The organism is Haloarcula halophila (assembly GCF_029278565.1).
Lineage (GTDB): Archaea > Halobacteriota > Halobacteria > Halobacteriales > Haloarculaceae > Haloarcula > Haloarcula halophila.
The window spans coordinates 107025-125330 of the sequence record NZ_CP119560.1 but is presented as its reverse complement, the minus strand read 5'-3'; the positions used below and the strand labels follow the sequence as shown (position 1 = coordinate 125330).

The window sequence follows — 18306 nt, the reverse complement described above, 5'->3', positions numbered from 1 at the left end:
ACTACTAGAACTAGCTAGCTAGAACCGACTAGAAGAAGAACGAACGAGATAAGACCGGAGAGAGAGCGCTTCACTGGCTGATTTAGAAGTATAGGTTCACTCCGGAGAACACCCGAAACATCCCTTTCAGGCCTGGTATCCCTCGCGTATCGTAGATCTAGTTGGAACGTTCCCTCCGTTTGGACGGACGTTTTGACCCCTCCCCCCCATTACTCCCGAACACATCGATAGAGGGGTGTGTCTGTTCCCACCCATCAGGAGGACACACATCGTCGGACCACCCCTCGTATCTACCGCCCCTCTCGCTCACACTCGTCTGAAATGACTGTGAACCTCCTGAGAAGCGGTATTTCATATCGATAGGGGTGGGGAAGTTATTTAAGCCCAGCGTCGTTGGGAACTGACATGGACACGGACGACGCCCAGGACAACACCGAGGGCCGTGCGGCGTCGAACGGGGGGGACGGGGAACAGACGAGTCTCTCGGAGCGGATCGGTAGTTCGGAGGAACAGTCCGATCCGCCACCTACGGAGCAACAGGATGCTGTCGACTCGTCGGAAGCGACCGTCGACTCGTCGCCCGACGAGCTATCGGCCGAATCGGAGTCACAGTCGGACACTGGATCTCAGTCGATCGAGGAGATGCTTCTGGAGTTCGACGAACAGGAAGGACTGATCCGGGATCGATCGCTCATCGACCCGAACCACGTCGTTGCGGAAGACCGGATCGTCGGCCGGGACAGGCAACTGCAGGAAGTCACCAAGATGCTCAGGGTCGCGCTCGGGGACAACCGGCCGCCGAACCTCTTTCTATACGGTCCCTCGGGGACCGGCAAATCGCTGATAACCAAGGCAGTCTGTAAAAACATCAGTCGGATCTGTGAGTCCCGGGATATCCGGTTCGGAACCGTCGAAGTGAACTGCCAGGACATCGACACGCTGGGCGTCGGTGTCTACGAACTCGCCTGCCGTGCAGCAGACGAAGCGGGCGTCGAGGTAGAGGTCCCGAAACACGGTGTCGCGACCAAAGAGAAGTGGGACGAACTGTTCCGGATCGTCAACGAGAACTTCGACTCGGTCGTCTTCGTCCTCGACGAGTTAGATATGCTCGTCGGTCGTCGCGACAAACAGGAACCGGCGTTTTCCCGCCTTCTCTATCAACTCTCGCGGGCGGGTGCCAACGACGAACTGACGGCGTATCTTTCCGTCGTCGCGATCTCGAACGACACGAAGATGATGGAGTCCGTCGGGAGCCGCGCACTGAGCTCGTTCACGCCGGAGGACGTCCACTTCGACGACTACGACGCCAATCAACTCCAGGCGATCCTCCGTCGGCGGCGTGATGCCTTCCACGAAGACGTCCTGGACGACGACGTCATTCCGCTCGCGGCGGCGTTCGCCGCACAGACTCACGGCGACGCGCGTAAGGCGATCGACCTCATGCGGGTCGCCGGCGAACTCGCAGAGCGCCAAGGTGACGAGCGGGTCCGTGAACGACACGTCAGGGCTGCCCAGGACAAGGTCGAGAAAAACCGCGTTCTGGAGGTCGTTCGAGGGATCAGCCAGCAAAAGAAACTCTGTCTCTACGCTACAGCGGCCGTCGCAGAACAGACGGAAGACGGTACGGCCCGTAGCACGACTGGTTACAAGGTGTACCAATTCCTTACTGAGTCGATCGACGCCGACCAGTATCATCAGGAGACCTACGTCAACAAGATGAAAGAGATGACGACCTACTCGCTGGTCGACTTCGAGCGCCGAAGCCACGGTCCGAGCTCCGGGATGTTTCTGGAATTCCAGTTCGGTGAGCGACCGGCAACGATCCTAGAGACGCTCCGGGAGGATTCCCGGATCGAAGTCGCCGCCTCCGACGAAGTACAGAGTGTCGTCACCGCGCAACTCCGCAACGAAACGTGAGTCGTTGCTGTGGGTGTATGCTCTTGACGCCGATTTGTGTCTGACACACACCGTTATCGAAGTGTTCCGTTTCACCGGGTCGTTTCCCATCAGTGAACGACTCCGGGTTCGGGAGACCCCTCTATCGATGTGTTCGGCCGGCTCCCGAGCACGCTGTGTGGGAGCGCCTATCGACCCTCCGAGCAGACCCCGTCAACTCGGAGCCCATCCGGGATTCGGGAGGTTCGGATTCGATGACGGTGCTGTCGTCGCTTCGATGGCGGCCGCCGAAACCGCTATGACGACTGGACTCACTCCTCGCGGTTGCCGGCTGTGTCTTCACCCCACCCGTAGTCGGACTCCTCGTCGTTCCGTTCGAGGTAGTCTTCCAGCATCTCCTGTACCGCTCGGCCGAGATCGTCCAACTCACCGTCGATCATCGAAACTGTGCTCGAATCGAGCGACTCGGTCGCCTCCTGCTCCCGCCAGTCGTCCGAGATCGTGGGGGCGTCGAAGCGAAGGCGATCCTCGCTCGGGTCCCAATAGAAGTCGAACGATTGGAACAGGCCGAGATCGTCGACAGTTCGCCCGTGCGTTTCATCGAGACTCGTGTACTCGGCCCATTCGCTGAACCCCTCCTTCCACGCTCCTTCCTGAAGCAGATCCTCGATGTCCTCGCGGTAGAAGTCCTCCGAGCCGAGTGTCTCCTCTTCCCACTCAAACCCGCGTGGGGTTCCTCGGTTCGAGAGATCCGGTGGTTCCGGGACAGCTATATCGAGTGTCATACAACTGATTTCGCCGGTAACACAATAAAGCCCACAGACGATTCCAACCGAGTAACGACGGACATCGTCGGGTTATACCCCGAGCCACTCGTCGTCTCGTACCTGATAGCCGTTCGTCCGACAGAATTTCGCCGCTTCTCGGCGTACCGCCCGGGAAGACGGGAGTCGTTCTTTGTCACGAACTCGCTCGGTGATCCAATCGCTGATGACCTGGATTCCCTCGTCGTCGTCATCGGCGTCGATCGATTCGAGTTCCTCGAAGGTCTTCTCGTAGGCCTTGCGCTGTGACCAACTGAACTCCGCATTCCGAACCGTCTCGCTGGCTTCTACGACCTGTTTCATCGCTGCGGCGACTGTCGGCCGCTGTACCTGTACCCGGATGGCATCCGGGGAGTCAAACGTCTCCACGTCCGTCTCGGGGAGTAGCTCTGCGATACTGTAGCGTCCCCCGGTGGATTCGATCTCGTGATCGCCGATCGCGGCCACAACCGCTACCCCCGTCGTTGGGAACGTCAGCGCTTCGAGTTCCGCCTCGAACCCGGTGAGTTCCGCCGGGTCCACCGGTGGTTCTACTTCGTCGCCACGCTCCAGTTCCGTAGCGAGTTCACGTTCCCGCTGGCGTTCCTCGGCGTCTCGTGCTTGCTTGTCTCGGCCGCTCTTATCGTCTGCCATCCTGATTGATACGTTCCCAAGACTGATAGGTCTGTGGTCGGGACACGGTCCAGAATCTCTCCGGAGGGCACACCCCTCTATCGAAGTGTAAATCATCACTCTCAGCGTCGTAACGGGACACAGGAGTCAGTTCTGTCGATTGAGACGTGACAGAGCGATCTCGACAGCCAGGAACCGACCGGCGTAGAAGACGACGACACTAGAGACGAACGCCAGGAGCGAAACGGTACTGACCGAGATCCCTAGTCCGGACGCCGCGAACGGGTTCCGTCCCATCACTGCGACGTAGGACTCGATCGCACTGGCTCCGCCGAGGCCGATCGCAAAGAGCAGCGTGGCTACGAGGATCGCCACTCCACCCGTACCCAACGCCACGTACCGGGCGAAGTCCTCCACGTTGAGGACGCTGTGGGCCTGCTCCTCTGTCAACGGTGCCTTCGAGACCCGATAGAATACCGATCCGACGAGCAGTACAGCACCGATAAGCTGAAAGAGACCGCCGAACACGCCCATCAACAGGACCTTCGGTGAGGCGACTACTGGGTCGATCGCCGGGAGGAACTGTGTCGCGCTGGTCGGATAGAGTCCGTACATCGGGAGGACAAGCGCTAGCATCCCGAGCGACGCACTCTGCAGCGCGAGTGTCCGCGGGACTGTCTGCCGGAAGTACGAGTGTCGCTCGTAGCGGACGCGCTCATACGCTGAGTCGGAGAGCAATGCAGTGGTGATCCTGTCTTCGTTCATCTCTGGTGCCATAATCGGGCCGGTACTTACTGAGCATGGTACGCCGGACCTTCTATATACGTCTTTCCTGTCTAGACGACCTTTGCTCCCGCTTATCGCGGTGATACCGTGTGGTTTGGGTATTGTCACAGATAAACGTCATACCCTTGGGGAGTGATACCATGGGTATGAACTGGAAACTCCTCTTCCTCGGGATCGCCGTCGGGTTTCTGGTAGTGATCGCGACCGTGTTCGTCGGCGGCTGGCTGGTCGTCACCGACGACAGCCCGCTGCTCTTCTACGATTCGCGACCGGCGACAGTGGAAGAACCGGCAGTTTCCGAGGCGGGGTACACGTCGTTGAACACCACGTCGTTCAACGCCAGCTACAGCCCGGTCCCGGGGGTCGGCCGAAACGTGAGTCTCAGAGTCTGGGTGAGTACGTACGTAACTGGACTCTCGACGGAGAACCAGACGGCAGGTCCCCCCTCGGAGACACCGACCAGTGGGAACGCGACGGTCGACGTGGCAAACACCTCTGTGGTGACGGTCGTCTCGATGTCCTCGCTCGAACTCGGGCCGGTCGCGTTCAACCCACTGGTCTATGGGTCGGACCCTCGTGTCTTGAACCAGTCCGGATTCTTCATCGACCAGGGAGAGGCCTACTTGCCGTCGAACGTGACCAACGTCACGGACCTGACTGTCCGTAGCGACAGCCCCGTCCGGATGGTCGGACAGGACACTCAGATGTCTCGGCTCGGTGGCTCTGTCGTCGCCTCACCCGAGGCTGATCCGGTCAACGTTACCGTCTACGTCGCCAGGGTGATCCACGAGGGTGATCTGGTGATGCTCGTCGGTGTCACACCGGCGTCCGGGGACGCGAGCGAGGAGTTCGGGGGACTCGCCGAGCACGTCCGTCACTGGGAGCCAGACGCCGGGACACCACCGACTCCAAGTGGGGTCGGACAACAGAGCGAGCGGACGACTTCCGATACAAATACGACGGAAAGAGCGTACCATCGTGGCGTCTCCCGGTAATGTAGCCACTCACCGAGCGACGACGCTGTCTCAAAAACCGCGTGTCTGTGAGGCCGTCACGCGATGGCGGTCGCCGCTGCGATGAACGACCACTTCGTCCCGCTGCGGGTTTCTGTCTGCTTCTGTGCTGCCGTGGTCTCGTTGCGGCGGTGTTTCCAGTTCATTGTAACAGAGAAAACGGGCCCCACTCGTAAGTACCTTTTCTATCTTTGATATGTTGTGACCGAACGACGATGACAGTTCAGACTCCCGGATTATAGGTATATACGCAATATCGGGAACGTGCCCGAACGTCTATTATATTATTTCGTATATTAAACCCAGTGGTACCAAGACACAGCACCGGACGGGATACAGCGACGCCCGTCCCTGCTTGGACGACAGCAGAGATATGCGCCTCCGGGACAAACACCCGTACATGACCATCCTCGTAGCAATCGCTGACGACGCTGCGCGTGATCGGGTCCTCGAAGTGGCGACGGAGTTGGGAGCCGGGCTGAACCGGGAGCTCTACATCGTCCATCTCGTCGAGCAGACGGACGCGAACCCGGACGCCCGTCGGGTCCGTGAGGAGACCCGGGACCGCATCGGCGACGAGACAGTCGTTTCGACCATCTCCGTCGAGTACATCACCCACCAGGGGAACCGCAACGCCACCCGGACTGCGAAGGAACTGCTCGATATCGCGGCCGATGTCGACATCTCCCACATCGTCATGGGCCACCTCCCGAAAGGTGTCGTCGAGAACATCACCCAGGGCAACACTGCCTTCGCCGTCGTGGACGAGGCGACCGTTCCCGTGACGATCGTCCCAGTCGGGGCCGAGTGAACCGCCAGGCGCTCACTCCGGCCGATTGGCGAGTTCGGTTCGCTCGCTCTCATTGACCAGTTCCTCCCCCCGCTCGGGAAGTCGAACGAACCTGGTTTGGCTGTACAGCGTCAGATCGTACTCCGGATACGTGTGGTAGGTCTCGTAACCGTTCTCACCGAGATCGATCGCCGTGACCGCGTCCTCTCCGAACCAGTACGCCAGGTCGAAGGACGCTTCGGACGGGAACGCTGCCAGTGGTTCGTGTTCGATCACCGTCTGGCATTTGACCCGGTCAGTCTCGTGGCTGAGTCGGCGGCGCTCCCCACCCGTATCAAGGGGGATCACCGCACCACTGCTGTCGACGGGATCACACGACGAGAGTTCGTAGAAGTCGTACTCCGACGCGCTCACGTAGTGTGAGCTTCCGATCACCCGGAAGCGGAACTGGGTACCGACGAAAGACCGGGTCAGTTCGTCGTAGACGGTAACCTCGTCGGTGGGTGGGGTCGAACTGTGGACGAACGTGAGCGTTTCTCGTGTCATGTGTAGCCGACGATGATGTCGTAGTTGGGATCGAAGACGCTGTTTGGCTTGATACCACGATACGTCGCGAGGCGCTGCCACTCGAAGGGACCCAACCGATCCGCGTTGTTCCTGACGTACGCTCCGCGGGCGTGTTCCAGATCCGGCCGTGGCGTGGGACCGTCCGAGAGGACGTAGAACTGCTCCCCGCGTTCGTACTCCCCGTCACCGTCGAGGTCCTCGACCACGGAGTACGGCAGGTGTCGGTCGAATCCTGCGGCGGCGACGGTGTTGTGATACGCCTTGTTGTGCTGTGGGTAGGTGTACTCTGAGTACACCCAAGAGACGACGACGCCACGATCGGTCAGATGCTGATCCAAGAGCGTGTAGAACTCCTGGGAGTACAACGGGAGCGCGTCGTCGCTACGCGCGCCGGGAACGTCAAGCAGTATCAGATCGTACTCCTTGTCGGTTCCACGGAGGTAGGTGTAGGCGTCACCGACGGTGGTGTTCAGTCGATCGTACTCGTAGGCGTCGTCGTGGAACTGTTCGAAGTAGCTCCGGTTCTTGGTGTATTCGAGGAACTCCCCGTCGATGTCGACTTGATCGACCGAGACGTTGTAGTCCCGGAGATGGTTCACCGCGATGTAGTCACCGCCGCCGACGAGCAACACGTCGACCGACGACTGGTCGTCGTACATCGACATGGGCACGTCGACGAGACCGCTGTGGTAGGAGTCGACCCAGCTATCACACAACTGGAGGGCGCTATCGAGACGCAGGCATTGCTCGGGGCCGGCGTGGGTCGAGACGCGCCGCTCGTACATCGTAACCCGCTGGTAGGCGGTCGTATCGTAGCTCTGTACGTCGATCTCGACCGAACCGGGACGGTACTCGTCGGCGATCCGATCGCCCATGTACGCACCGGTGACCGTCCGGTCGACCGCGTCGCCGTTGGCGACCAGCCCGCCGTAGGTCCCCGTCACCAGCAGGCCAACGACGAGTACGGCACGCCAGTTTCCGACGGTCGGCCTGGAGAGTGTCTCCGAGCGGCCGGTCAGCGTCCAGGCCGCGAACGCCAGGGCCGCAAGAGCGTTGAGCAGCCCCAACACGAGCACTGTCACGACAAGCCCCAGTCGGGGATACAACACGAGTGCGTAGACGACAGTCCCGAGGAGGCTCCCGATGTAGTCCGCGCCGAGGACCTCGGACAGCGACCGGCCTTCCGAGTCCGAGACGCTGAAGAACAGCCCCATGACACGACGAACGACTCGGCGGGGGTAGAGACTCCCCATCGCCGAGAACAGTGACCCCTCGCGGTCCTCGACGAGTGAATCGAGCAGGGGAATCTCGAACCCCGAGAGGACACCGACCACGATGATCGGCAGGTGTGCCGCGACGAGCGTGACGGTGTATTTCCCCGGGAAGGCGACGTTCGGAAAGGAATTCAACGCGATGATGAACCCTGCCCCGACCGGCCCGGCCACGGAGAGATACACCTCGGTCCGCAGGAGGTTCGATTCGGGATCGTCGAGCTGGCCCGACAGCAACGCGCCGATGCCCAGCGAGAACATGTACAGCCCGATGGTGATGGAGTACCGAACCACCGTCCCGCCGTAGAAGACGGTCAAAAACTGTGAGTAGACGAGTTCGTACGCGATCGAACAGAAGGCGACGACGACGGTCAAGCCGAGCTTGAACCGCCGGTCTGTCACCGTCGACCGCCGGGGAGAATCAGGACTGTCCATCTGGTTCTTGCTGTCGGTCGCGGACTGGGACATCCGGGGTGAGGTTCACACGCGCGGCCGGACGTGCCAGGCCTTGTCGATCTGCCAGGTCCCCTCGTTGTCGATCTCGAAGTCAGCACCCTGCCAGCCGAAGTCGGTACCGGACTCCTCGCCGACGAGTTTCGTCCCGACGCGATACCACCCCTCCCGGGGGGCGTCCGAGGGTGCGGCTTCGGAGAGGGGGACCGTGTGGGACTCGCCGTCCTGCTGGTTCTCCCACTTCTTGTCCCACGGGACTGGCCCCGCGTCCGGCGGGTCGTCCTCGTAGCGCTGGTCGCTGCCCAGATAGGCGACGCCGGCCGCGCCGATCATGGCCGGGTACATTCGCAGTTCGTCTTGGTGGTTCTCCCGCCAGTCGTCGTCGTCGTTGCCGGCGTGCCAGACCGCCCAGCCGTGCCGGCCTCGCGGGGCGCTGCTGTAGGATCCGGACCCGCGCGCCGCGCCACCGCCGCCTTTCTGTCCACTGGCGACGCCGACCGGGGAGAGCTGACCCACTGCCAGCGATCCCTCGGTCGTCTCGACGCGAGATTCGACTCTGGGGTCCGAGACGAACTGGATCTGCAACTGCCGTCCGTCCAGCGAGACGTCTTCGAACACCTGTGCCCGTCGGGGTGGAGGGGAGCTGCTGCCGCTACCGCCGAAACAGCCGGCGAGGGAACTCAGGGCGGCTCCTCCGACCAACGCCGAACTGCTTCGGAGGAACGATCGTCTGTCCATATTCCATCCACGTATGTACAGGGGTAAATAAGTTCCGTTTATCTCAACTGGCGATCATCTTCCCCCCGTTTGAAGTGTCGTGCTTCGGTAGATGGGGTAAGTATGGCTGGCGATTGGAACGCCCCAACCGACGAGTTCTCCGGCGACGTACGACTGCAACACCGCGAGGAGACGATCGGACTCCGGGGAGCCGAGGACGTGTACGTCCGTGGCGACGCCGTCGACGGCGAACTGGCGTTTCTCGATGCGGAGTACGTCTTCACCGATGTCGCAGTAGAGGGGTCTCCATCGCTGGGCGGGTCCGATGTCGACACGGCTGTGACCGGGAACCTGGAAGACGGCTACGTCGACGACGTCACCGACGACGTGGTCATCACCGAGATCGAGGACGCGTTCGTCCAGTACGGTGGGGCCGAACAAGTCACCGCCGGCGGCGTCGAACAGGTCTTTCACGACGACTCGGCGGCACCGACGAAAGCCCCCGAACAGTACGAAGTCACGGTCAACGGCTGGAACCACACGAAGGAAGCGACCGATCCCCGCGACGGCGTCTCAGTCGTCGGTGCGAAAAACGAGGTGACGATCAGGGAGGCGACACACGACCTCACGGTATACGTCGTCGGCTGGGACAACGAGGTCCGCATCGAGGGGCGGAACGCCGACGTGACGGTGTTTTTCGTCGGCCGCGACAACACTGTCAGTGTCGGTCCGTATCTCTCGCAGTCGCTGGCAGCCGAGAGCGGGTTCGACAACGCAGTGGATGCCGACCCGCTCCCGCCCGAGGCGGTCATCCAGACCTCGAAATCCGAGGCCCACAGCGACGCCGTCTTCGGCCGGCACAAACTCACCTGGCAGGAACCGGCAACGGACAAGGACTGGTGTCCCAACTGTGGTAGCAACGCCGACGCCGTCATCGAACGGAAACAGCGAGACGCGCTGTTCCTGCTCAAAGTCCCGGTCAGAACCTACGACGACGGCGGTATCTCCTACGAGTGTGAGCACTGCAGTCACCACGCGCCCGGCCACGTCTCCCTTTCCGAGGACGAACGGCGCGACGCGCTAGAGTAGCGAGGCACCCGTTGGGGGAACAGATTTCGACCGTGACCGCAGAAATCTTTCCCGTCACGGAAAAACACTTTTGACGGTTCTGTTGAACTATATAGCAATGCCAGACTCTGACGTCACACGGGCCCGCGCCGTCCTCACGCGCTCGCCCCAGGAGCGTGAGAACGAGGGCATCGGGACCGAGGCGGTCAACGACGCCCTGAAGACGGTTCTCCGCGATGGAACGGCCGACGAGAAGACCTTCGAGGGCTGTACCTTCCCGGGGCTGAACCTGGATTACGAAGTGGTCCACGGCGCCGACAACCACCCCGCTGTCTTCGAGAACTGTACGTTCGAGGAGGGGATCAGCGCCGAGAAGGCGGACATCGACATGCCTCTCCGGTTTCACGACTGTACGATCGACGACCTGTTTCTCTACCACGCACGGTTCGAGTACGACGTCGAGTTCGACGGGTCGACGTTCACCGGGACCGTCCAGGCCGACGAGACCCGGTTCGAACAGGACGCGGAGTTCGACGACGCCGTCTTCGAGGACACGGTCGACCTCATCGAGACGGGGTTCTACGACGACACGAGCTTCGCCGACGCTCGGTTCGAGGCGCCGGCCTCCTTCCGCGGGTCCCAGTTCGAGGGCGAGTCGAACGAACTCGACGACAACGTCTCTTTCGCCGGTGCGGTCTTCGAGTCCGAGACGACCTTCGAGCAGGCCCACTTCGAGGCCAACCGGTTCGACGGCGCCACGTTCCAGGCCCCGGTAGTGTTCACCGAGGTGCTCTTCGACCACGACACCGAGTTCGAGGGCGTCGTCTTCGAAGCCGACGCCACCTTCGACGAGATCGAGTGCAACGAGGACGCTGATTTCAGCGATACGCACTGGCAGGGAACGGTACAGTTCCGCGGTGCGGTGTTCAACGGCGGGGCGCGGACGATGGAAGACGACGCCTCCTTCGAAGGGGCCACCTTCGAAGGAGCGACGACGTTTACGGAAGCCCAATTCCGGTACAGCAACTTCACACGGACCACGTTCGATGCCGACACGACGTTTCAGGAGACGCGGTTCCGCGGGGACGCCGACTTCACCGAGGCACGCTTTTCGGGCCTGGCCGACTTCGACGAGACCCGGTTCCACCAGGAGGCCCTCTTCACCGACAGCGTCTTCGACGGGCAGGCACACTTCCGCGGTGCCGAGTTCGAGGGCCACGCGAACCAACTGGAACAGAACGTCTCCTTCGACCGGGCCAGGTTCGCCGACGCGGCCGAGTTCACCGGAGCGAAGTTCAGATCGGTCTCCTTCGGCGACACCGAGTTCACAGCCACGATGGATTTCTCCGGGACAGATTTCACCGACGACGCCCGGTTCCTGTTGCGCGCTGTCGGCGACGACCCGTACGTGAACTTCACCGGCGCTTCGATCCAGGGCGGATCGATCACACAACCGACCGAGGGATGGGTCAGATACGACTTCACCAGAGTCAGTCTCGGCGATATCGACCTCTCGGCGGAGCGGGAGCGCGACCACCGCGAACTGTTCGACTACTTCCGGTTCTGTGAGACCATCTTCGACGAGTTCGACGGTAACGAGTTCGACTTCGAGGCCCACACCGACTACCTGGACCGAAACGAATGGAAAATCCACACTTTCCAGGACCCCGTCGAACGAGGCTACGCCGTCGAGATGACACCGGAGGCGATCGAGGCGACGTATCTCCGTGCGAAAAACAGTGCTTCGGCCGCCGGCGACATGAAAGCCGCCGGAGAGTTCCGCGTCAAACGCCAGCAGTACGCCCGGAAGAAACACATCAACATCGCGCTGGACGGGTCAGCCGGGACGACCGCACGCGCGAAAAACGGGATCAGAGCCGTCGAAAACGCGTTCTTGGGGATCTCCTGTGGCTACGGGATGCGGATCTTCCGGATCTTCGGCGTCTTTGCCATCACGCCGGCGCTGTTCTCGTTGTTCTATGCGTTCGGTGGGCAAGTCTTCTCGACGAGTGCAACGCAGCCGGTGTCGGTCACTGCGGCGCTCACGACGCCGGAAGGCCAGGCGGCCTTCTACAAGCTCCTCTCCTTTAGCTATATCTCGTTCCTGACGATCGGGTACGGAAACATCGGTCCCGTCGGATGGGGAGCCCGGATTCTCGTCGCAGTAGAGGTGTATCTGAGTGTCATCCTCAGCGGGTTGGTACTGTACGCACTCATCAAGCGTTCGGAGATGTAACAGTCCGACGAACCCCTGCTCAGTCCGCCGAGCGTTCGCCGTCAGCGAGGGAGGTCTCGCACCACAGGGCGCCGATGAACTCGTGACCGATACCGGAACGAAACCGATAAATGCTCCGGGTCGGTACGTGTACCCACTTCGTTACTCGCGTGACGTGACGCCCGATGAGGCCGCTCACGGCTGAGGGAACTGGTGCCAGACACCGCCTAAAGTGATGGTACCGCATGCATCGGGCATGTCGAGACCGGGCGCTCGGACAGCGCTTCGGTCCGCTCTCTTGCCTCTGGACCACTGTCACAGTTGGCTAGCGTCGTGATCGATCCCGGAACCCACTGTTCTCAGTCAGATCGCATATGCGAGCCCACCGACGCGGTTCCACCGGAGAACCGTCTGACGACTCAGCCGACCAACTGTATCGTGTTCCCGTTCGATGTCACGTGAAGGTCCCGACCGAGTTTGTACCCCTGGTTGCCGGCCAACTCGACGTAGCCCGAAAAGCCGGCCATATCCTGGTGTGCCGGGATCACGTGCCGTGGTTGCAGTGCGTCGAGCATCTGGTAGTGTCCTTCCTGCCGGAGGTGCCCGGAGACGTGGACGTCGTCGTAGATCCGAGCCCCCTGCATCCCGAGCAGTTTCTCGGACTGGTAGCGCTGACCCACGTTCGTCGGCTCGGGGATGACCCGTGCCGAGAAGATGACCTTGTCTCCCTGATAGAGTTCGTACGGCGTCTCACCGCGGCCCATCCGTGTGAGCATCGCACGCGGTTCGCCCTGATGGCCGGTGACGACGGGGAGATAGTTCTCTTTGCCCTCGTTCATGACGCGCTCGAACGCGCGATCGACCGAGCGACTGTGACCGTACATTCCGAGATCGTCCGGAAAGTCGACGATTCCGAGTCGCTCGGCGGTCCCGGAGTACTGTTCCATCGACCGGCCGAGCAACACCGGTTGCCGACCGATACGCTCGGCGAACTCGACGATCGACGTGACACGTGCGATGTGGCTGGAGAACGTCGTCGCGACGATCCCGCCGTCGTAGTCTTCCAGACTCAGCATGACGTCTTCGAGTTGCTCACGGGCGACGGCCTCACTCGGAGTCCGCCCCTTCTTGTTCGCGTTCGTACAGTCCTCGATGTAACAGAGGACACCCTCGCCCTCCCGGCCGATCTCCCGGAACCGCTTCATATCGATCGGGTCACCGATAACGGGGGTGTGATCCATCCGTTTGTCGAGCCCGTAGACGATCGCACCTTCCGGCGTGTGGAGGACCGGGTTGATCGCGTCGATGATCGAGTGTGTGACGTTGACGAACTCGAGTTCACACCGCTCGCCGATCGACATCGTCCCGCCGGCGTTCATCTGCACGACGTCGTTGTCGGTGTGGAACTTGTCCTCGTCGTCGATCTCTTCTTCGACGAGCGCCGAGGTAAACGGCGTCGAAACGATCGGTGCGTCGTATCGATGTGCGAGTTTCGAGATGGCCCCGATATGATCGAGGTGGCCGTGTGTCGGGACGATCGCCTGGACAGTCCCATCGAGATCCGAGAGAATTCTGTCGTCGGGAATCGCACCCATGTCGATGAGGTCCAGTGAGTGCATGCCTTCCGTCCGGAGATTGTCGTGAATCAAGACCTTCGAAAGGTTGAGTCCCATATCGAAGATCACGATATCGTCGCCCGCACGCACTGCTGTCATCTGTCGTCCGACTTCCTCGTACCCGCCAACGGTCGCGATTTCAATTTCCATATGTAGAGCCGATCAGAGCAGTCCCAGAACTCGCCCCTGAGCGCGCCTTCAGCAGGAGAGCAGGTAAGAACGGCTGACAGTGGCGTGGAATCGAGAGGTGCCACAGTGAGGCGTATGCGTTCTACGACCCGCCCGGGGACAACGCGTTTTTCGGATATCATATGATTCGACTCCAACACGTAAATACTCCGTGTAAACTCGACGCGAGGGGCCGATGCACTCTACGCTCCTACCGACGAAGCCCTCACGGTTTAGAATCCGACTCCGCCTGTTAGTCGAGTCGAGCGACCGCACGAACCGGAGCACCGTCGCTATTGGCCAGCTTGAGCGGGAACGCGACGAGTTCGAATCGGTCCGGAAGCTCGGAGAGACCGGTCAGGTTCTCGAATATCAACAATCGCTCGCTCAGGAGCTGTCGGTGGACGGGAAATCCCGATGGCTCCGTGCTGTCGGCCCGCTCTGTCGGTGTCGGATCGGGATTGAGTGTATCGATAGCCACGTCGTACCCCTGTTCGACACAGAACTCCGCGGCAGCGGGCGTCAGATACGGGTGCTCCAGGTACTGCTGGTCGTCCCAATGATCGCTCCAGTCGGTCCGAACAACGACGACATCGGCGTCGGAGGCGGGCAACGACTCCGGACCGATCGGTTCCCGCCGTTGCCGTCCGCTACAGTCGGCCAGGATCGCGTCCAGGACGAACCGCTCGGTGGGGAACGTATCGATATGCTCCCCGTCGCTCAGGAAATGGCTCGGCGCGTCGACATGCGTCCCTGTATGTGAGCCGCAGTTCAGCGTGTGAACCTGGTACCCATCGGCCGCCACCGTCGCGTGTCGGTCGAGTGTGACTTTTGGATCACCGGGGAAGACTAGCATCCCGTCACGAACCGGTTGTGTCAGGTCTCGGTACGACATAGCGGACCGTTGGGGGAGTCGAGATATGTACTATTGGTATGCGAACTAGCGTGGTCAGTTCGGCGTGAACTGGGTGGACAGCGAACGCTTCGAGCCAGTTTCGAGCTATCTCTAGCCCGACATGACTGAAAACATCCGCAACCGACAATGTTTGACTCTGTATGTCGGAATGATCTCGTTTGACGAGATTCGCCCTTTCATCTGCGAGGGTCTGAAATCGGGAGCCGTTTTCAGCGATAACGGGACCGAGATAATCCGCATCACCAACGAGAAACGGCACGTCGTTCCCCTGTCATCGGTGGTGGCGCTCGGCCAGGACCAATCGCGTCGTCTGCTCCGCGGTCACCCCCGGCTTCGGCTGTAGATCGACCTTGTGAATCCACTCGTGAATCGAGATCTGACTGCCGTTGACGACGAACCTACGGAAATTTTCCTTGAACCGAGAAACGATATGACTGCCAACTGACACCGGATGCCCACTCGACTCGCCCACTCGGGAGTCCGCCGCTCGACAAACGACGCGTCGATCAACTCGATACGTCACTGAGCCGGTCGAATCCGGACATAGACACGCAGAACGCGTCCGATTCATTCACTCTCGTAGTGCGACCCACCAGTAGCCTACAAGTTATTTACCATAACGGCAGATACGTTGTGATATGTCTCACCGGCATCGTGCTGTTTCTTCGATTATCTCGACTGTTCTTCTGGTCGCTGTCGTTGTTGTACTCAGTGCAACTATCAGCGTCTTCGCGTTCGACCTCGGTTCTAACATCCAGTCGGAAGCACCGTACGTCGAGGTATCGGGCGAGTTTGTGGAAGCCGTGGACGCCGGCGAACAGGCTATCGCGATCACGCACCTCGCAGGTGACCCGGCACAGACCGAACAGCTCTACGTGTCTGGATCGAAACCACTCGATATCGGTGGCCGCCCCAACAGCAGTTCCACACCTGCGAACGATGCGTACGCAAGCAGGCGAGAGAAGTTCACCGAGGCAAGCGGGAGCAATCCACCACAGGTCGGGATCGGAGATACGTGGGACGCGGGGGAGACGATCTACGTCGATCCCGACGGAACTGCTGACGGCGTCACTGTCTCCATCTACTGGACGAGCGTCTCAGTCGAGGGTGTTAATCCGGGGGAGCCAGAGGGCGATACCACTTACAAACTCACAACAGTGGAGATGGGATCGACATCGTAAGTCGCGCTCCTCGGCGTAGCGGACGACGTGCTGGAGCGTCGCTGTCGAGTGTGTTGCCGACCAGAGAGACGTATTGCCGAATTGACCGTCGTCGACAGCCGTTGCCCAGTGGCCGGTGTAGACCTCGTGGCGTTCCCGGGCAATGTGGGGAACGTTTCGGTGATGTCGCTACCGCCGAGAATCACCAGTGTGTCCGGCTGTTCGCGACGGTACAGCGTATTCTGGCTTGTCATTCGTCGACCTCGCCGAGTCCGTCGATAGGCGCCACGAGCGGACGGCTCCCCGCAGCGACGACTCCGTGTTCGCAAGCGGTTCTCCATCGACAGTACGTCCGCTCGTCGACGAACCTCCTCTCGGTTCTGTACAGTGTCGTGGTCCGTTCGTCGATAGCTGTCCGATGTTCAGCGTCCAGGGGGAGAGGTGCCCATCGTGGGTACACTCTCGCCCGCAGTCCTAGGGCGAACGCCGACAACGTGGGTCTCACTGCACAGTGGAACTCGACGCGCGGTTGAGCAGGTAGACCATGGCCCCGCCGAATACGATGTCGAGGACGAGCAAGACAGCAATCGCCGGGACGAGCGTGTTCCAGATCCCGCCGAAGCGGGTGACCTTGACGACGGTCATGACGTCCTGGCCAAGCATGAGCGCACGGGCGGCGTCGACGCCGTAGGTGATCGGGTTGAACGTCGCGACGACCTCGATCCAGTCGGGCATCGCGTCCAGCGGGAGGAAAGCCGTCGAGACGAACAGCAGGGGGAACTGTAGGAGGTTCGCGCCGATGATCGTCGACTCCTGATCGCGGGTGACGACCGCAATGATGTTCGAGAGGGCGATGAACCACAGCGAGAAGAGGACCCCGATGCCGAGGATCCCGACGGCGCCGACGAACCCGGTGGCGACGTTCGCGCCGAGGAACGTGCCAAGCGCGAGGATGATCGCGATCTGGACGACGATCCGGAGGATCTCGGCGGCGGTCTTGCCCAAAAACATCGCCGAACGGCTCATCGGCATCACGAGCGTCTTCTCGAACATCCCCTCTTCCATGTCGTTGACGAGGCCGATCCCCGACCCCGCGGCGGCCGCCAGCGACACCTGCATCGCGATAGCGGGCAGTAGGAACGTCTCGTAGGTGATGCTCCCCGCCCCGCCACCGAGCGCGCTCGTCGCGAGCTGGCCGAAAACCTGTGTGAACAGGACGAGGAAGATGATCGGCTGGACGAGCGACCCGACGACGACGAACGGATTACGTATCGCCTTCAGGTTCCAGCGGACGAAGTTCACCCAGAAGTCGCTGAGAACGGAGTTGCTCGACGGCGTCGTGCGGACGTGCCCACCATCCGCGCAGGGCCTGTCGGCGGCCCGATCTCCCGGGGGTTCGCTCATTCGGCGGTCACCTCCGGTTCCGTCACGTCAGCGGGGTCGGCCGACCGTTCCTCGGAGTCGAGTGCCTCCCCGGTGATCGCGAGGAAGACGTCGTCGAGCGTCGGCGCGCGGATATTGAACCCAGTGACGGTGATCCCGGCGTCGCGCAGGGCGACGAGCAGGTCCGTTCCGTGCTCGCGTGCTCGCTCGGCGGTGACGCTGATTCCGTCGTCGGTGACGGTCACGGCCGCGTCTGCGTCGAAGAGGTCGCCTTCGCGGGCGATCTCGGCGGCGTGTTCACGGGCGTCCGCTCCGGCGGGGACCTCCACGTCGAGGATCTCCCCGCCGACTCGCCGTTTCAACTCCGCGGGCGAGCCCGTGGCGACGATCTCGCCGTCCATGATGACGGCGATGCGATCACAGAGCTGGTCGGCTTCTTCGAGGTACTGCGTGGTGAGAAACAGCGTCGTTCCGCGCTCGTTGATGCGCTCGAAATAGTCCCAGAGGCGGTTGCGTGCCTTCGGGTCCAGCCCGGTCGTCGGTTCGTCGAGGAAGACGAGCGGCGGGTTGTGGACGAGGGCCGTCGCGGCGTCCAGTCGCTTCTTCATCCCGCCGGAGAACTCGCCGGCTTGCTTGTCGCCCACGTCCGACAGGTCGACCAAGTCGAGCAGTTCGTCGATGCGCTCGGCGCGCTCGTTCTTGGGGACGCCGTAGGCCTGAGCGGCGAAGCGGATGTTCTCGCGGGCGGTGAGTTCCTCGTCGACGGTCGATCCCCTTCACCGCCTCCGTCCCGTCGGCGTAGGTGAGTTCCACGCCTTCGGCATCGATGGCGGCACCGCGCCCGTCCGTCC

15 protein-coding genes and 1 pseudogene are annotated in these 18306 nt (G+C 61.5%); 6 read left to right on the top strand and 10 right to left on the bottom strand.

What is annotated here, in order from left to right; translation table 11 throughout:
* The first annotated feature begins 642 nt into the window (after positions 1 to 642).
* Positions 643 to 1917, top strand: a complete 1275-nt coding sequence (locus P0204_RS16615) for an orc1/cdc6 family replication initiation protein (RefSeq protein WP_276223994.1) — start codon at positions 643 to 645, stop codon at positions 1915 to 1917.
* A gap of 290 nt (positions 1918 to 2207) precedes the next feature.
* On the opposite strand, the gene P0204_RS16610 is transcribed toward P0204_RS16615, so the two are convergent.
* The 3 genes from P0204_RS16610 to P0204_RS16600 all read right to left on the bottom strand — a co-directional run bounded on the left by P0204_RS16610 (position 2208) and on the right by P0204_RS16600 (position 4097).
* On the bottom strand, positions 2208 to 2681 hold the full coding sequence (locus P0204_RS16610) for a DUF7992 family protein (protein ID WP_276223805.1): 474 nt from the start codon (positions 2679 to 2681) through the stop codon (positions 2208 to 2210).
* Positions 2682 to 2753: 72 nt separating this feature from the next.
* Positions 2754 to 3353, bottom strand: a complete 600-nt coding sequence (locus P0204_RS16605; protein WP_276223803.1) for a DUF5789 family protein — start codon at positions 3351 to 3353, stop codon at positions 2754 to 2756.
* 126 nt (positions 3354 to 3479) lie between these two features.
* Positions 3480 to 4097: a hypothetical protein gene (locus tag P0204_RS16600; RefSeq protein ID WP_276223801.1), complete on the bottom strand. Its 618-nt coding sequence runs from the start codon at positions 4095 to 4097 to the stop codon at positions 3480 to 3482.
* A gap of 167 nt (positions 4098 to 4264) precedes the next feature.
* Between P0204_RS16600 and P0204_RS16595 the strand changes: the two genes are divergently transcribed.
* Complete coding sequence (locus P0204_RS16595; protein ID WP_276223800.1) at positions 4265 to 5113, top strand: DUF6517 family protein; 849 nt, start codon at positions 4265 to 4267, stop codon at positions 5111 to 5113.
* Positions 5114 to 5531: 418 nt separating this feature from the next.
* Complete coding sequence (locus tag P0204_RS16590; RefSeq protein ID WP_276223799.1) at positions 5532 to 5942, top strand: universal stress protein; 411 nt, start codon at positions 5532 to 5534, stop codon at positions 5940 to 5942.
* Positions 5943 to 5954: 12 nt separating this feature from the next.
* On the opposite strand, the gene P0204_RS16585 is transcribed toward P0204_RS16590, so the two are convergent.
* The 3 genes from P0204_RS16585 to P0204_RS16575 are packed head-to-tail and all read right to left on the bottom strand — an operon-like array spanning position 5955 to position 8950.
* Positions 5955 to 6467 (bottom strand): hypothetical protein, encoded by a 513-nt coding sequence (locus P0204_RS16585; protein WP_276223798.1) that lies wholly within the window; start codon positions 6465 to 6467, stop codon positions 5955 to 5957.
* Positions 6464 to 8194 carry a spermidine synthase gene (locus P0204_RS16580; protein WP_276223797.1) on the bottom strand — a complete coding sequence of 577 codons (1731 nt, stop codon included), beginning with the start codon at positions 8192 to 8194 and terminating at the stop codon, positions 6464 to 6466. The genes P0204_RS16585 and P0204_RS16580 overlap by 4 nt, the downstream gene beginning before the upstream one ends.
* Before the next feature lie 45 nt (positions 8195 to 8239).
* Positions 8240 to 8950: a twin-arginine translocation signal domain-containing protein gene (locus P0204_RS16575; RefSeq protein WP_276223796.1), complete on the bottom strand. Its 711-nt coding sequence runs from the start codon at positions 8948 to 8950 to the stop codon at positions 8240 to 8242.
* A 102-nt stretch (positions 8951 to 9052) separates the two neighbouring features.
* On the opposite strand from P0204_RS16575, the gene P0204_RS16570 reads away from it, so the two are divergent.
* Together P0204_RS16570 and P0204_RS16565 are read left to right on the top strand one after the other, a co-directional pair.
* On the top strand, positions 9053 to 10018 hold the full coding sequence (locus tag P0204_RS16570; RefSeq protein ID WP_276223795.1) for a DUF8108 domain-containing protein: 966 nt from the start codon (positions 9053 to 9055) through the stop codon (positions 10016 to 10018).
* Positions 10019 to 10115: 97 nt separating this feature from the next.
* Positions 10116 to 12233, top strand: coding sequence for a pentapeptide repeat-containing protein (locus P0204_RS16565; protein WP_276223794.1), 2118 nt, complete (start codon positions 10116 to 10118; stop codon positions 12231 to 12233).
* Between the two features lie 398 nt (positions 12234 to 12631).
* Here P0204_RS16565 and P0204_RS16560 read toward each other — a convergent pair whose 3' ends face one another.
* Together P0204_RS16560 and P0204_RS16555 are read right to left on the bottom strand one after the other, a co-directional pair.
* Positions 12632 to 13978: an RNase J family beta-CASP ribonuclease gene (locus tag P0204_RS16560; RefSeq protein WP_276223793.1), complete on the bottom strand. Its 1347-nt coding sequence runs from the start codon at positions 13976 to 13978 to the stop codon at positions 12632 to 12634.
* Positions 13979 to 14249: 271 nt separating this feature from the next.
* Complete coding sequence (locus P0204_RS16555; RefSeq protein WP_276223792.1) at positions 14250 to 14891, bottom strand: cyclase family protein; 642 nt, start codon at positions 14889 to 14891, stop codon at positions 14250 to 14252.
* 659 nt (positions 14892 to 15550) lie between these two features.
* On the opposite strand from P0204_RS16555, the gene P0204_RS16550 reads away from it, so the two are divergent.
* Positions 15551 to 16093, top strand: coding sequence for a type IV pilin domain-containing protein (locus tag P0204_RS16550; protein ID WP_276223791.1), 543 nt, complete (start codon positions 15551 to 15553; stop codon positions 16091 to 16093).
* Between the two features lie 480 nt (positions 16094 to 16573).
* Here the strand turns inward: P0204_RS16550 and P0204_RS16545 are convergent, their stop codons facing one another.
* Positions 16574 to 17476, bottom strand: coding sequence for an ABC transporter permease (locus tag P0204_RS16545; RefSeq protein WP_276223790.1), 903 nt, complete (start codon positions 17474 to 17476; stop codon positions 16574 to 16576).
* A pseudogene (locus P0204_RS16540) lies at positions 17473 to 18225 on the bottom strand (ATP-binding cassette domain-containing protein); the annotation flags it as partial. The pseudogene P0204_RS16540 and the gene P0204_RS16545, both read right to left, overlap by 4 nt.
* Positions 18226 to 18306: the final 81 nt, after the last annotated feature.

Coding starts and splice junctions, on each gene's coding strand:
- P0204_RS16600 (WP_276223801.1), bottom strand. CDS start 4,097: ATGAACGAAGACAGGATCACCACTGCATTGCTCTCCGACTCAGCGTAT.
- P0204_RS16575 (WP_276223796.1), bottom strand. CDS start 8,950: ATGGACAGACGATCGTTCCTCCGAAGCAGTTCGGCGTTGGTCGGAGGA.
- P0204_RS16570 (WP_276223795.1), top strand. CDS start 9,053: ATGGCTGGCGATTGGAACGCCCCAACCGACGAGTTCTCCGGCGACGTA.
- P0204_RS16555 (WP_276223792.1), bottom strand. CDS start 14,891: ATGTCGTACCGAGACCTGACACAACCGGTTCGTGACGGGATGCTAGTC.
- P0204_RS16560 (WP_276223793.1), bottom strand. CDS start 13,978: ATGGAAATTGAAATCGCGACCGTTGGCGGGTACGAGGAAGTCGGACGA.
- P0204_RS16595 (WP_276223800.1), top strand. CDS start 4,265: ATGAACTGGAAACTCCTCTTCCTCGGGATCGCCGTCGGGTTTCTGGTA.
- P0204_RS16585 (WP_276223798.1), bottom strand. CDS start 6,467: ATGACACGAGAAACGCTCACGTTCGTCCACAGTTCGACCCCACCCACC.
- P0204_RS16615 (WP_276223994.1), top strand. CDS start 643: ATGCTTCTGGAGTTCGACGAACAGGAAGGACTGATCCGGGATCGATCG.
- P0204_RS16565 (WP_276223794.1), top strand. CDS start 10,116: ATGCCAGACTCTGACGTCACACGGGCCCGCGCCGTCCTCACGCGCTCG.
- P0204_RS16605 (WP_276223803.1), bottom strand. CDS start 3,353: ATGGCAGACGATAAGAGCGGCCGAGACAAGCAAGCACGAGACGCCGAG.
- P0204_RS16550 (WP_276223791.1), top strand. CDS start 15,551: ATGTCTCACCGGCATCGTGCTGTTTCTTCGATTATCTCGACTGTTCTT.
- P0204_RS16590 (WP_276223799.1), top strand. CDS start 5,532: ATGACCATCCTCGTAGCAATCGCTGACGACGCTGCGCGTGATCGGGTC.
- P0204_RS16580 (WP_276223797.1), bottom strand. CDS start 8,194: ATGGACAGTCCTGATTCTCCCCGGCGGTCGACGGTGACAGACCGGCGG.
- P0204_RS16610 (WP_276223805.1), bottom strand. CDS start 2,681: ATGACACTCGATATAGCTGTCCCGGAACCACCGGATCTCTCGAACCGA.
- P0204_RS16545 (WP_276223790.1), bottom strand. CDS start 17,476: ATGAGCGAACCCCCGGGAGATCGGGCCGCCGACAGGCCCTGCGCGGAT.